General features: G+C 61.7%; 12 protein-coding genes. 6 read left to right on the top strand and 6 right to left on the bottom strand.

The features are described from left to right. Positions 1–33: 33 nt before the first annotated feature. The 6 genes from BLP76_RS10190 (at position 34) to hflX (ending at position 7,813) form a co-directional block, all read left to right on the top strand. A complete protein-coding gene (locus BLP76_RS10190; protein ID WP_092812280.1) occupies positions 34–2,313 on the top strand; it encodes a sensor histidine kinase NtrY-like in 2,280 nt (759 codons plus the stop codon). Then, positions 2,313–3,674: a nitrogen assimilation response regulator NtrX gene (gene ntrX, locus BLP76_RS10185; RefSeq protein WP_092812278.1), complete on the top strand. Its 1,362-nt coding sequence runs from the start codon at positions 2,313–2,315 to the stop codon at positions 3,672–3,674. The genes BLP76_RS10190 and ntrX overlap by 1 nt, the downstream gene beginning before the upstream one ends. A 40-nt stretch (positions 3,675–3,714) precedes the next feature. Beyond that, the gene (gene trkA / locus BLP76_RS10180) at positions 3,715–5,091 is read left to right on the top strand and encodes a Trk system potassium transporter TrkA (RefSeq protein ID WP_092812276.1); all 1,377 of its coding nucleotides are present in this window, start codon (positions 3,715–3,717) and stop codon (positions 5,089–5,091) included. 121 nt (positions 5,092–5,212) lie between these two features. Next, positions 5,213–6,076: a D-amino-acid transaminase gene (locus tag BLP76_RS10175; RefSeq protein ID WP_092812274.1), complete on the top strand. Its 864-nt coding sequence runs from the start codon at positions 5,213–5,215 to the stop codon at positions 6,074–6,076. A gap of 103 nt (positions 6,077–6,179) precedes the next feature. Further along, positions 6,180–6,422 (top strand): RNA chaperone Hfq, encoded by a 243-nt coding sequence (gene hfq, locus BLP76_RS10170; protein WP_092812272.1) that lies wholly within the window; start codon positions 6,180–6,182, stop codon positions 6,420–6,422. A 65-nt stretch (positions 6,423–6,487) separates the two neighbouring features. Then, positions 6,488–7,813 carry a GTPase HflX gene (gene hflX / locus BLP76_RS10165; protein ID WP_092812770.1) on the top strand — a complete coding sequence of 442 codons (1,326 nt, stop codon included), beginning with the start codon at positions 6,488–6,490 and terminating at the stop codon, positions 7,811–7,813. 10 nt (positions 7,814–7,823) lie between these two features. On the opposite strand, the gene mazG is transcribed toward hflX, so the two are convergent. From mazG to metG, 6 genes are all read right to left on the bottom strand, one after another. Then, complete coding sequence (gene mazG, locus BLP76_RS10160; RefSeq protein ID WP_092812270.1) at positions 7,824–8,657, bottom strand: nucleoside triphosphate pyrophosphohydrolase; 834 nt, start codon at positions 8,655–8,657, stop codon at positions 7,824–7,826. 219 nt (positions 8,658–8,876) lie between these two features. Further along, on the bottom strand, positions 8,877–10,226 hold the full coding sequence (locus BLP76_RS10155) for a TrkH family potassium uptake protein (RefSeq protein ID WP_092812268.1): 1,350 nt from the start codon (positions 10,224–10,226) through the stop codon (positions 8,877–8,879). Beyond that, complete coding sequence (locus tag BLP76_RS10150; protein WP_092812266.1) at positions 10,226–10,900, bottom strand: potassium channel family protein; 675 nt, start codon at positions 10,898–10,900, stop codon at positions 10,226–10,228. Before BLP76_RS10150 ends, BLP76_RS10155 begins: the two co-directional genes overlap by 1 nt. A gap of 113 nt (positions 10,901–11,013) precedes the next feature. Then, positions 11,014–11,850 carry an MBL fold metallo-hydrolase gene (locus tag BLP76_RS10145; protein ID WP_092812264.1) on the bottom strand — a complete coding sequence of 279 codons (837 nt, stop codon included), beginning with the start codon at positions 11,848–11,850 and terminating at the stop codon, positions 11,014–11,016. A gap of 2 nt (positions 11,851–11,852) precedes the next feature. After that, complete coding sequence (locus BLP76_RS10140) at positions 11,853–12,632, bottom strand: TatD family hydrolase (protein ID WP_092812262.1); 780 nt, start codon at positions 12,630–12,632, stop codon at positions 11,853–11,855. Continuing rightward, a complete protein-coding gene (gene metG / locus BLP76_RS10135; RefSeq protein ID WP_092812260.1) occupies positions 12,632–14,194 on the bottom strand; it encodes a methionine--tRNA ligase in 1,563 nt (520 codons plus the stop codon). The genes BLP76_RS10140 and metG overlap by 1 nt, the downstream gene beginning before the upstream one ends. Between the last annotated feature and the right edge of the window lie 5 nt (positions 14,195–14,199).

Genomic DNA, 14,199 nt, shown 5'->3' with positions numbered 1-14,199 from the left:
CATGAGCGATCAATCCGATCGACCGTAGGATCCATGTCCGTCGCCACTAGCCCTGATCTGCCACCCGAACGCATCCGTCCGGGCTTTGGCGAACGCAACCGCATCGCGCGCATGGTCGGCCTGCTCGCGGTCCTGCTGGCGCTTTCAAGCGCCATCGGCACGTTTCTGATCCTCACCGGACAGACCACCATCGAGCCGACGCCTGCGGTTGTGCGCACAGCCGGCCTCTTGAACGGCATCGTCGTTCTCTTTCTCATTGGGACGGTCGCGTTCGAGGCGACCGGGCTTTGGATCGCGCGCCGGCACGGACGCGCCGCAGCTCGGCTGCATGTGCGGATCGTGGCACTGTTCTCGATCATCGCGGCTCTGCCGGCGATCCTGACTGCCGGAATCGCGTCCATCACCCTCAACAAGGGTCTGGATCGCTGGTTCGCCGAGCGCACCGAAGCGATCATCGAGAACTCTCGGGAAGTCGCGCAGGCCTATGTGCAGGAGCACAGCCGCATTCTGGCGATCGATCTTCTGGCGATCGCAAGCGAATTCAACCGCGTCGCTCCGGATCTGGAGCTCAACAAAAAGGCGATTGCCGCTTACCTGTCCAATCAGGCGCAGCTGCGCGGCCTGTCTGCAATCGCGCTCATCCGGCGCGACAGATCCGTGATCGTCGAGGGCAAGACCTCGACCAACCTCAAAGTACCGCCACCCCCGCAGCAGGTGTTCGAAGATGCCGACGAAGGCCGCCCGGCCTTGATCGCGCCAGGCACAACCAATCTCGTCGGCGGGGTGCTGAAGATCACCAGCCTCGATGACGTCTATCTTTATCTGGCGCGCCCGCTCGACCCCAAGGTGACGCGACAAGTCCGCCTCACGGAGGAGAGCGCCGCCGAATACGGCCAATTGCAGGAGAACCGCTTCGGCGTGCAGATCGCCTTTGCCATCCTCTTTGTCGGCATGGCGCTGGTGGTGCTTTTGTCCGCCATCTGGATCGGTCTCGGATTCGCCAACGGCCTCGTCGCGCCGATCCGACACCTGATCGGCGCCGCCAGTAAGATCTCGGGCGGCAATCTCGACGTCAGCGTGCCCGTACAGGAGAAGGCCGGCGACCTCGGCATTCTGTCGGCAACCTTCAACCGAATGGCGGGGCAGCTGCGGTCACAGCGCAATGCGTTGCTTTCGGCCAACAGCCAGCTCGACGAGCGGCGCCGCTTTACCGAGGCCGTGCTGTCGGGCGTTTCGGCAGGTGTCATCGGCCTCAATGCTGACCGCATCGTCACACTCGCAAATCATCCGGCGCTCGAAGCCATCGGTGAAGAAGAGACCGGCATCGTCGGTCGTCACGTCAACGAGCTCCTGCCCGAATTGCAGAATGTTCTCGACGAGGTTGCCAACCGCGGTCGTGGTTCGGCACGCGATCAGATCATCATTGCGCGGGAAGGCGAGCCTCGTACGCTCAATGTGCAGGTGACGATCGAGCAGTCCGCCGACAGCTCACACGACGGGTTCGTCGTGACGCTCGACGACATCACCGATCTCGTCGCCGCGCAGCGTCGGTCTGCCTGGGCCGATGTGGCCCGCCGCATCGCCCACGAGATCAAAAACCCGCTCACGCCGATCCAGCTTTCGGCCGAACGCATCCGCCGCCGTTTCGGACCGCGCATCGAGGAAGAGAAAGACCGCGTCGTTTTCGACCAGTGCACGGAGACGATCATTCGCCAGGTCGGCGATATCCGCCGCATGGTGGACGAGTTTTCCGCCTTTGCGCGCATGCCAAAGCCTGTGATGGAGGCGCGAGATCTGCGCGAGCTCATCCGCGAAGCCGTCTTCCTGCAGGAGGTCGGCAATCCGAACATCAGCTTCGCACTCGACCTGCCGGAAACACCGGTCGAGGCGCCGGTCGATCATCGCCTGGTCACCCAGGCGCTCACCAATATCGTCAAGAATGCCACAGAGGCGATCGAGGCCGTTCCGGAAGATGAAAACGTGAGTGGCGAAATCCGTGTGCGTGTGCGCGACGATGTCGATCACGCGATCGTCGATGTGATCGATAACGGCAAGGGTCTTCCACAAGAGGGTCGCGAGAAGCTTCTCGAGCCCTACATGACAACCCGGCAGAAAGGCACCGGCCTCGGCCTTGCGATCGTGCGCAAGGTGATGGAGGAACACGGAGGCTCCATTGAACTTCTCGACGCACGAGCGGCCGGCGTAGATGCACGCGGCGCCTGCGTTCGAATGAACTTCCCCCATACCAACCATCCGGCCGCGACCGAGGCAGAGACGACGCCTGCGGAACGCGCCGAACAGGAGAGCAAGTGATGGCTACCGACATCCTTGTCGTCGACGATGAAGCCGATATCCGCGAACTCGTCGCCGGCATCCTTGAAGACGAAGGCCACGGAACACGCACCGCCGCCCATAGCGATGCAGCGCTGGAAGCAATCGCAGAACGCAGGCCCGGCCTCATCTTTCTCGACATCTGGCTGCAGGGAAGCCGGCTCGATGGACTGGCTCTTCTCGATGCCATTCACACCGAGCATCCGGCATTGCCGGTGGTGATCATTTCCGGTCACGGCAACATCGAGACTGCCGTCTCCGCCATCAAGCGCGGCGCCTACGACTATATCGAAAAGCCGTTCAAAGCCGACCGTCTCGTGCTCGTGGCACAGCGCGCCTTGGAAGCCTCACGGTTGAAAAAAGAGGTGGCGGAGCTCAAGCAGCGCTCGGGCGTCACCAACGATCTCGTCGGCTCCTCGTCCGTCATGCACCATCTGCGCCAGACGATCGAACGCGTCGCTCCCACGAACAGTCGCGTGATGATCTTTGGAGCCTCCGGCGCGGGCAAAGAACGCGTGGCGCGCGCCATTCACGCGGCCTCCCGCCGCGCCAACGGACCGTTCGTCGTGCTGAGCTCAGCGGCTATCACGCCGGAAAACATGGAGATCGCGCTCTTCGGCACGGAAGCCGTCGACGGCGAACATCGCCGCATCGGCGCACTGGAAGAGGCGCATGGCGGCATCCTCTATCTGGAGGAGGTCGCTGATATGCCGCGGGAGACGCAGAACAAGATCCTGCGGGTCCTCGTCGAGCAGACGTTCGAGCGGGTAGGGGGCAGCAAGAAGGTCAAGGTCGACGTTCGAATCCTCTCATCCACGGCCCGCGATCTCGAAGCGGAGATCAAGGAAGGGCGGTTTCGCGAAGACCTCTTTCATCGCCTGAGCGTCGTTCCGATCCGCGTTCCGTCATTGGCGGAACGGCGCGAAGACGTCCCGGAGCTCGTCGACTATTTCATGGCGCAGATCGCCCAGACAGCCGGCCTGCCGACGCGGCGCATTGCCGATGATGCGATGGCCGTGCTCCAGGCGCACGACTGGCCGGGAAACATCCGTCAGCTGCGCAACAATGTCGAACGATTGATGATCCTGACCCAGGGCGATGCGGAAGCGATGGTGACGGCCGCCATGCTGCCGCCGGAGATTGGCGAGATCCTGCCTGCGAGCCCCGCCGATGGGTCGGCCCACATCATGTCGCTGCCTTTGCGGGAAGCCCGTGAGGTGTTCGAGCGAGAATATCTGTCCGCGCAGATCAACCGTTTTGGCGGCAATATCTCGCGCACGGCCGAGTTTGTCGGCATGGAACGCTCGGCCCTGCATCGCAAGCTGAAGAGCCTCGGGGTATAGAGCCTCACGGCGGCGGGATTCTCGCAACAAAGGACATTTCATGCGCGTCATCATTTGCGGCGCTGGCCAGGTCGGATACGGCATCGCGGAGAAACTGGCGACGGAGAACAACGATGTCACGGTGATCGATCGTTCGCCGCATCTGGTGAATGCCATTCGTGACACGCTGGACGTACGCGGCTTCGTCGGCCACGGATCGCATCCGGACGTTCTGGCGCGCGCCGGCGCCGACGAAGCGGACATGCTGATCGCCGTCACCTTGTACGACGAGGTGAACATGGTCGCCTGTCAGGTGGCCCATTCGTTGTTCAATCTGCCGACCAAGATCGCCCGTATCCGCTCCCAGACCTATCTCGCCAAGCACTGGAGCAACCTGTTCTCACGCGATCATCTGCCGATCGACGTGATCATTTCACCTGAGGTCGAAGTAGGCGAGATGGTGCTCCGCCGCCTGGCGCAGCCGGGCGCCGTGGAAACGATCCCCTTCGCCGACGACAAGGTGACCGTCCTCGGCATCGTCTGCGACGAAAACTGCCCGGTCATCGACACGCCTCTTCGTCAGCTGACCGAGCTCTTTCCCGACCTCAATGCCATTGTCGTGGGGGTTTTCCGCAATGGGAACCTGTTCGTGCCGCGCTCGGCCGATCAGATGATGGCAGGTGACCTCGTCTACGTGATGACCGACACGGGACGGGTGAAGCGCACTCTCACGATTTTCGGCAAGCAGGAGACGCTCGGATCGCGCGTCGTGATCGGCGGCGGCGGCAATATCGGCCATTACGTTGCCCACCATCTGGAGAAGCGCAATCCGCGCGCCAAGATCAAAGTGATCGAAATGGACCGTGATCGTGCTGTCGAGATCGCCGAGGCGCTCGACCGCACCGTCGTGCTGCACGGTTCGGCGATGGACGACGTCATTTTGAAAGAGGCCGACATTGCGGAGGCCGACACGATGCTCGCCCTCACCAACGACGACAAGGTCAACATCCTCTCGTGCGTGATGGCAAAGAAGCTCGGCTGCCGGCGGGCGATGAGCCTTCTCAACGATTCCGCTTTTCCGCCCTTGGTACGCACGATCGGCATCGACGCTTTCGTCGACCCGCGCGCCGTCACGATCTCGCGCATTCTGCAACACGTCCGCCGCGGCCGTATCCGCAACGTCCACACCATCCAGAACGGCGCGGCCGAAGTGATCGAGGCGGAAGCTCTGGAGACATCGCCCCTTGTCGGCCGCCCTTTGCGCGAGCTCGATCTGCCGGGGGGAATTCGGATCGGTGCGATTTTGCATGGCGGCGAGGTCATCGTTCCGACGGGCGCAAGCCAGATCCGAAAGGGCGACCGCCTCGTCATCTTCGCCATTGCCAATCAGGTGCACCGCGTTGAGCAGATGGCGCGGGTGAGCCTCGAGTACTTCTGATTGCGCATAGCCGGCGCCTGCGCGTCGAAGGGCACATGCCTTGTCGTGCGGCCTTAATCTTGCTTAGTGCCGTTGCGTAAATCGCGCGCGCACGAATCCTGCGTTGTGGAGGAGTTTTCCGATGTCGAGAGTGGCCTATGTCAACGGCCGGTATGTTCCGCACGTCCATGCGATGGTCCATGTCGAGGACCGCGGATACCAGTTCGCGGACGGCGTCTATGAAGTCTGCGAGATCTGGCATGGCCGCCTCGTCGATATGAAAGGCCATCTCGATCGTCTGGAGCGCTCGTTGCGTGAGCTGTCGATCGCCATGCCCATGACACGCGCGGCCTTGACGGCGGTCATGCGCGAAACCGTGCGGCGCAACCGCGTGACCGAAGGCATGGTCTATCTCCAGATTACGCGCGGCGTGGCCCCGCGCGAACATATCTTCCCGCCGGCGAGCACGCGCCCGGCCGTCGTGATCACGGCCAAGGCGTTTGACCGTATCAAGGCCGACAAGCAGGCAGAGGAGGGGGTCGCCGTCATCACGACGCCGGATAATCGCTGGGAGCGCGTCGACATCAAGACCGTGGGACTCCTGCCGAATGCGATGGCAAAGCAGAAAGCCAAAGAGGCCGGCGCCAAAGAAGCCTGGTTCGTGGACGCGGACGGCTACGTCACCGAGGGCTCATCGACGACCGCCTGGATTGTCACGCAGGATGGTGCGCTCGTCACCCGTCCAAACGGCACGGGAATTTTGCCTGGCGTGACGCGGCAGACGGTGGAAGAAGTGGCCCGACGCGACGGGCTGAAGCTTGAAGAAAGAAAATTCACCCCAGAAGAAGCCAAGGGTGCCCGCGAAGCGTTCATGACGGCAGCGACGACCCTCGTCATGCCCATCGTGGCGATCGACGGGCAGAGCGTGGCCAATGGTCGCCCCGGCTCCATTGCGACGGCTCTCCGACAGCGTTTTCATGAGGTGGCGCAACTGGAAGCGCACTAGACGCTACCTATATCTGGGTAGGTCTTGTTGAGGGGTGACAGGCCAAAGCGAAACAGGCAATCTGTTTCGCGCGGCGCAACAACAATAAAGGTCGACGGAGACAATGGGCGACAAAAACCAAAACTTGCAAGATACATTTCTGAACCACGTCCGTAAGGCAAAAACTCCGCTCACAGTTTTTCTCATCAACGGCGTCAAGCTGCAGGGAATTGTCACGTGGTTCGACAATTTTTGCTTGCTTCTAAGGCGTGATGGGCATTCGCAGCTTGTCTATAAGCATGCGATTTCCACGGTCATGCCCAATCAACCCGTGCAGCTGTTCGAACCTGAAGACGACAACGGATAGGCTGATTGCAACCCAAAGACCGCCACACGCTCGACCTGGAAACCGGACCAGAAGATGCGCCCGACATGTCTCGGGCGCTCGTACTTTTGCCGGAGATGCGCGGGCGTGAAGACGAGGCGACCCAGCAAAGGCCACCGGAAGCGCGACGTGCGGAAGCGATCGGCCTTGCCGAAGCGATCAAGCTCGACGTTGCCGAGGCCCTTGCCGTCCCTCTGAGAAAGCCGACGCCGGCCACATTGTTCGGCCCAGGGAAGGTCGAGGAATTGTCCGTTCTCGTGCGGACGCTGGGGACGGGTCTCGTCATCATCGACCATCCGATCACGCCCATCCAGCAGCGCAATCTGGAGCGGGCGTGGAACGTCAAGATCCTCGACAGAACCGGCCTCATTCTCGAAATTTTCGGTGAGCGCGCCCACACCAAGGAAGGCACGCTGCAGGTGGAATTGGCCCACCTCAATTACCAGAAGAGCCGGCTCGTTCGCTCCTGGACGCATCTTGAGCGTCAGCGCGGCGGTTTCGGCTTCCTCGGGGGGCCTGGCGAGACGCAGATCGAGGCCGACCGGCGCCAGATCCAGGACCGGATTCGGCGTATCGAGAAACAGCTGGAGAGCGTCCGCAATACGCGCAGCGTTCATCGTGCCAAACGCCAGCGCGTGCCTTATCCGGTCGCAGCTCTGGTCGGCTACACCAACGCCGGCAAGTCGACGCTTTTCAATCATCTGACGGGAGCTGAGGTCCACGCCGAGGATCAGCTTTTCGCCACGCTCGATCCGACGATGCGGCGAGTCGGCCTGCCACATGGAGAGACGCTGATCATCTCCGACACGGTCGGCTTTATCTCGCATCTTCCGACCTCGCTCGTGGAGGCGTTTCGCGCAACGCTCGAAGAAGTTCTCGATGCCGACCTCATCGTTCATGTCAGGGACATCGCATCGCCGGACGCTCAGGCCGAAGCGGAAGACGTCAACGAGGTGCTGTCTGAGCTCGGGATCGAAGCGGGCTCCGACCCGCGTCTCGTGGAAGTGTGGAACAAGATCGATCTTCTCGGCGCAGATGTCGCCGATGCGCTCAGGCGCAAGGCGGCCGGAGCGACGGACAAGGTCGTTGTCTCAGCGCTGACGGGCGAGGGGTTGTCCGATCTCCTCCACATGCTGGAAGAGCGCCTGTTCAAGGAGCGCGCCGTCGTTGAGGTGGTGTTCCAGGCCGCCCGGTCGGGCGAAGCCGCCTGGCTCTATGACAACGGCGAAGTCCTCTCACGGTCCGACGATCCCAAGACGGGCGAAACGCGTCTCGTTGTCCGTCTGCCGAGCGGACGTCTTCGCAAGCTGCAGGAACGTGCGCGAGGCGACGGCGTGACGCTGAACGTGCCGAAGGAAGCGCAGACCGCTTAAGGCAGGCGGCTTAGTCCGATCCCGGCGATCTTTCGTGTGATTTCGCTGCCTGCCACAGCCCCTCCATGTCATCGAGCGAGGCATCTTTCATGGAACGGCCGTCCTTCGACAGGCCTTGCTCGACGGCTTCGAAACGGCTGCGGAATTTTTCGTTCGTGCGCCGCAAAGCGGCATCGGGATCGATCCCGCTCTTGCGAGCGACGTTAACCATAGCGAACAAGGCGTCGCCGATCTCGCCGGTCAGTCTCTCCCGATCGTCAGCCGCGATTTCCGCCTCGACCTCTGCGATCTCTTCCTTGAGCTTGTCGAGAGCCCCGGAGATGTCAGGCCAGTCAAAGCCCACTTTGGCGGCTTTCTCCTGCATCTTGAGCGCCTGGAGAAGACCCGGAAAACTGCGCGGTACGTCTGCCAAGAGCCCGGGATCGGCGGGAAGCCCCTGACGCAGCCGCTTTTCGCGGCGCCGGGCTTTTTCCTCAGCCTTGATCTCATCCCAGCGGACTTTCACCGCGGCCGGATCGGCGGCCGTGCCATCGCCGAAGATATGCGGGTGGCGTCGGACCATCTTGTCCACGATCGCATCGGCGACGTCGTCGAAGGCAAAAGCACCGGCTTCCTCGGCCATGCGGGCGTGGAAAACGACCTGCAGGAGGAGATCGCCGAGCTCCTCGCGCAAATCTTCAAGATCGGCACGCTCGATCGCATCAGCCACTTCATAGGCTTCTTCGATCGTGTAGGGCGCGATGGAGGAAAAATCCTGTTTCACATCCCAGGGACAGCCGCGTTCCGGATCACGCAGGTCGGCCATAACGGAAATGAGACGATCGATGGGGCGCTGTTCTGACATGAGAACGCCTTAGCGCTCGCCACGCCGTGCGCCAAGGGGAAGAGCGGAATGACCGCAGCTCAAAGCTATAACGCGATTCGCATAAGATGCATTATGGAACCTAATTGGCGGTGTGATTGCCTGGGTTTCTGCCTTTCGCGCGAAAGCAAGCTCTCCGAGCCACACCGCATCCCTGCAGGCGCTCCCAAATGGCTGGAGAAATATTCCTGGCTCTTGGCGTCAGCCAAGATAGATCCGGCTCGCCGGATAGCGGATGCGTGGCGGCACTTTCGTTGCGAGAAAGAAGCCCAGTGTCAGCGGGCCGACCCGGCCGATGAACATGACGAGGATGATCACGCACCGCCCGAGCGTATCGAGCTCGCCGGTGGCGCCACGTGACAACCCGACGGTTCCGAAGGCCGACGTCACTTCGAATGCGAGATCAAGGAAGTCGCCGTCATGCGACAGCGAAATCGTGAAGATCGCGCCCATCACCACCATGACGCTCACGATGCTGAGCGCCAGCACCTTCATGACCTCCTCGCGTCCGAGGCTACGGCCAAAGGCGTGCAGATTCGGGCGCTGCCGAAAAAACGCGACCGTGGCGAGCAGAAGCACGACGAAGGTCGTGACCTTGATACCGCCCGCTGTCGACGTGCTGCCGCCGCCGATGAACATCAAGGACATGAACATGAGCGCCGTCGCGTCGTGGATGCCGGACATGTCGATCGTGTTGAATCCCGCCGTGCGCGTCGTCAGCCCCTGGAACCAGCTTGCAGTCAGTTTCTCGGCGATCGAATGATACTGACCAAGCGTCGCAGGATTGTTCCATTCGAGCGCTGCAAAGCCCACAACTGACCACACGATCAGCGCGAGGGTCACCAAAAGCATCAGTTTCGTATGCAGTGTGTAGCGTCGCCATTGGCGCTTCTGCATGATGTCGGATGTGACGATGAAGCCGATCCCGCCGATGACGAAGAGCGCCGGTATGACGAGGTTGATGATCGGATCGAAAACGTAACCGCTCAGGTTGTCGGCAAAGAGTGAGAAACCGGCATTGTTGAACGCGGAGATGGCGTGAAAGACCGCCTGCCATAACCCTTCCCACGGTCCGAAATCCGGCACGAAGACGAAGGCCAGGAGAACGATGCCGGCGACCTCGCAGACGACCACGACGCGTAGGATTTGGCGCACGAGGCGCAAAAGATCGGCAAACGATGTTTGGTTGAGCTCTTCGCGCAGGAAGACGCGCTGTGAAACACCGACGGGCAGCCCGAGCATGGTCAGAACGAGGACGGCAAAGGTCATGAGACCAAGCCCCCCGAGCTGGATCAGGACGAGCACGACGAGCTGACCGAAAAACGTGAAATGGCTGCCGGTGTCGACGACCGAAAGACCCGTCACCGTCACTGCGGAGGTCGCAGTGAAGAGTGCCTCAGACCAGGTTGCAGGCACGCCCCTCGCCGCCCATGGCAGCTTCAGAGCGAGCGCGCCGAGGATAACGAGCCCCGCATAGAGAAGGGAAAGGACCGCTGGCGGCGGAAGATCGATCGTACGACGCCAGAAGCGTGGCGAAAGCGGAAAGGCCATCACGCTGATCGAAGGCTGTCGCCGAGTGACCTGAGGTTTTCTCGCCGTCCGAGGAGCAGCAGCTTGTCATCGGTCTCAAGGACCGTGTCGGCCCCGTGGCAGGAAATGTAATCGCTGTCGCGCATCAAACCAAGGCACCGGACCTCGAACTTTTCGTCGAGTTTCAGCTCGCCGATGGACGTCTGGTCGAGCTCCTCCGGCACACGCAGATCAATGATGTGGAAGCCGTTGCCGAGGCTCACATAATCGCGCACCAGCGGATTGTAGAGCATCTGTGCGATGTGCTGACCGACCTCGCGTTCGGCCTGAATGACCCGGTCGACGCCAAGTTTCGCCAGGATGCGATGGTGCGTCCGGCTCGTCGCCTTGACCCACACGGTCGGCACGCCGAGCAATTTTACATTCATCGTGCACAGGACGTTCGCCTCGAGGTCCTCTCCAATCGCCACGACAGCGACGTCACAGGCTCCCACGCCGGCCTCGCGCAGAGCGTCCTCGTCGCTGCCGTCGGCGATGATCGCTTCGGCAATATCGTCTGCAAGACGCGCGACGTTGCGCTCATCGATATCGATACCGAGAACGTGGTTGCCGAAGCGGGCGAGTTCTGATGCGACGGTGCTGCCGAATGTGCCGAGGCCGATGACGGCAAAACTCCTGTCTTTACGCCTGCTCATAACAGCCTTCTATGTGTGTTGTTTGCCGAAACTTATCCCAGCGGCGAGTTCAATCCAGCTTTTGCCGGTTGCCGCCAAGGTCCACCCGCCCGCACAAAAGCACGGCGCGAGTTTCAGCTCGCAGAGGGCGACGAGAGTTCGACCCAGGGCAATTCTACGACCAATCCGTCAAAGGCAGGCTCGACGCCTTCGGGCAGCCTTTCGCGCAAGGCGTTGTAGTCGAGGTCGACATGCATGTGTGTAAGCAGCGCGCGTCGTGGTCGTAGCGCCTCAATGCAATGAAGTGCCTCCTCGACGGAGAAATGCGACGGATGCGGCTTATAACGCAACGCATCCACGATCCACAGCTCGGCACCATCGATGGCGGCCATGGCTTCAGGCGTCAGCCGATTCACATCGGGTGAGTACGCGAAATTCCCGATGCGATAGCCGAGCGAGGGAATCGAACCGTGCTGCTGACGGAAAGGCAGCGCATGGATCGGTCCGCCCGCACCGTCGATCGTGACAGGCGTTCCGGGCTCGATCAGATGCGCATTGACGATCGGCGGATAGTCGCTGCCCTCAGGTGTCTTCAGGCAATAGCCGAAGCCTTCTTCCAGACGGTCCATCGTCGGCCGATCGGCGTAAATGTCGACGCGCGCCTTCGTCATCATCACGAAGCCGCGCAGATCGTCGATACCGTGGATGTGGTCGGCGTGCGGATGCGTGTAGAGCACGCCGTCAATCCGCTTGAGATCAGCCGAGAGCGCCTGCTCGCGGAGATCCGGCGACGTGTCGATTAAGACCTGCGTCTTCTCTCCCGACGCGGTGATGCGCTCGACCAGAACCGAACAGCGGCGCCTGCGGTTCTTGGGCTCGCTCGGATCGCACGCACCCCAATCGCCACCGATGCGCGGAACGCCGGGCGACGAGCCACAGCCCAGAATGGTGATGCGCAGAACGTCCGTCACTGTCAGGGCCGCGGCACTTTGCCGAAAAGACGGAAGAAGTTGTCGCTCGTGAGCTCACCGATTTCCTCAACCGAGACCCCACGACATTCCGCCAGCACCGAAGCCGTGTGGGCGACGAAGGACGGTTCGTTGCGTTTGCCACGATAAGGCATCGGCGCGAGATACGGGGAATCGGTTTCGACAAGCAGGCGGTCAGCCGGCAAATCGCGTGCGATTTCACGTATTTCCGTCGACTTCTTGAAAGTCAGGATACCCGAGAAAGAAACATAAAGGCCGAGCTCGATGCCGGTTTCGGCGAGAGCCCGTCCGGAGGAAAAGCAATGGAGGAGGGCCGGGAAAGCCCCCTTCTCCATCTCGTCCTTCAAAATCGCCGCCATATCGTCGTCGGCATCCCGCGAATGGATGATGAGCGGCAGACCGGTTTCACGTGCCGCACCGATGTGTCGGCGAAGGCCAGCGGCCTGACCCTCGCGCGAGGCGTTGTCATAGAAATAGTCGAGCCCGGCTTCGCCGATGCCGACGACTTTCGGGTGTTCCGCCAGGGCGACGAGATCCTCGGTCGTCACGTCCGGCTCTTCGTCGGCGTTGTGCGGATGCGTGCCGACCGAGCAATAGATGTCATCGTAGGTTTCGGCGATCCCGCGGATCTTGTCGAACTCAGAGACCCGCGTCGAGATCGTCACCATACGGACGATGCCGGCCGCCCGCGCCCGTTCCACGACCGCGTCGCGTTCGGGCTCGAAATCGGGAAAATCCAAATGGCAGTGACTGTCGACAAGCATCAGGCAGCCCCCGCCGGAGCCTCGCTCTCGACATAGCGCGGGAAAACCCCCGAGGGCGGAGGCAGCGCCGTTCCCGGGACGAGACGCCCCGATTTGCCGAGGAATTCAAATGTGCGGTTTTCTTCCGCCACGCCCAGAAGGTCGAGCAGCTTGCCGGCCGAACCCGGCATGACCGGCTGGATCAGAATTCCGACCTGACGGACCACTTCCGCGGTCACGTAGAGAACGGTTGCCATGCGCGCAGGATCGCTCTTGCGCAGCGCCCACGGCTCCTGGCCGGCAAAATAGCGGTTTGCATCGCCGACCACCTGCCAGATGGCGGTGAGCGCCTGATGGATCGCCTGCTCGTTCATGGCCTCGCGGCAGCGCTCCAGGAGCGCATCGGCCGCCTGCAGCATCTCATTGTCGGCCTCTGAGAACGCACCAGGCTCAGGCACGCTGGCGCCGCAATGCTTGCCGACCATCGAAAGCGAGCGCTGGGCGAGATTGCCGAGATCATTGGCGAGATCGGCGTTGATGCGGCCCGCGATCGCGTCATGGCTGTAGGAGCCGTCCTGACCGAAGGAGACTTCGCGCAGGAAGAAATAGCGGACGGCATCGAGGCCATAATGCTCCACGATGGCAAAGGGATCGACGACGTTGCCGACCGACTTCGACATCTTCTCTCCCTTATTGAACAGAAAGCCGTGCGCAAAGACGCGCTTGGGAAGCGGCACGCCGGCCGACATCAGGAAGGCCGGCCAATAGACGGCGTGAAAACGCACGATATCCTTGCCGATCAGATGGATGTTGGCCGGCCAGTAGCGCCAGCGCGGAGCCTCTTCGTCCGGGAAACCGGCGGCGGTGATGTAATTCGTCAGGGCGTCGACCCAGACATACATCACATGGCGCGGATCGCCCGGCACCTTCACGCCCCAATCGAAGGTCGTGCGGGAGATGGAAAGATCCTTCAAGCCCGACTTCACGAAGCTGACGACTTCGTTGCGCCGCTCCTGCGGGCCAATGAAGTCCGGATGCGCCTCGTAATGAGCGAGAAGCTTCTCCTGATAGGCAGAGAGACGGAAGAAGTAGCTTTCCTCTTCCACCCATTCGACGGGCGAGCCGAGCGGCTCGCGCCGAACCCCGTCCTCACCGACGGTGGTTTCCTTTTCGTCGAAGAAGGCTTCCTGACGGACGGAGTACCAGCCCGAATATTTGTCGAGATAGATGTCTCCCGCCGCCTTCATCCGCTCCCAGATCGCCTCGCAGGAGCGGTGATGCCGCTCCTCGGTGGTGCGGATGAAATCGTCGTGCGACGTGTTGAGAACTTCCATCATGTCCCGAAAACGCTGCGAATTGCGGTCGGCGAGTTCGGCGGGAGTAATTCCCTCCTTCGCGGCCGTCTGCTGCATCTTCAGCCCGTGCTCGTCGGTGCCGGTCAGGAAGAACACATCCTTGCCGTCGAGGCGCTGAAAGCGCGCCAGCGTGTCGGTCGCGAGCGCCGTATAGGCGTGGCCGATATGCGGCACACCGTTCGGGTAGAAGATAGGCGTGGTGATGTAAAAGGTCGGCTTACCGGTCATGGGTG

This window comes from Afifella marina DSM 2698 (genome assembly GCF_900102695.1).
In the GTDB taxonomy this organism is placed as follows: Bacteria; Pseudomonadota; Alphaproteobacteria; order Rhizobiales; family Afifellaceae; genus Afifella; species Afifella marina.
The sequence above is the reverse complement of the archived record's forward strand: the minus strand, read 5'-3'. Positions and strand labels throughout refer to the sequence as shown.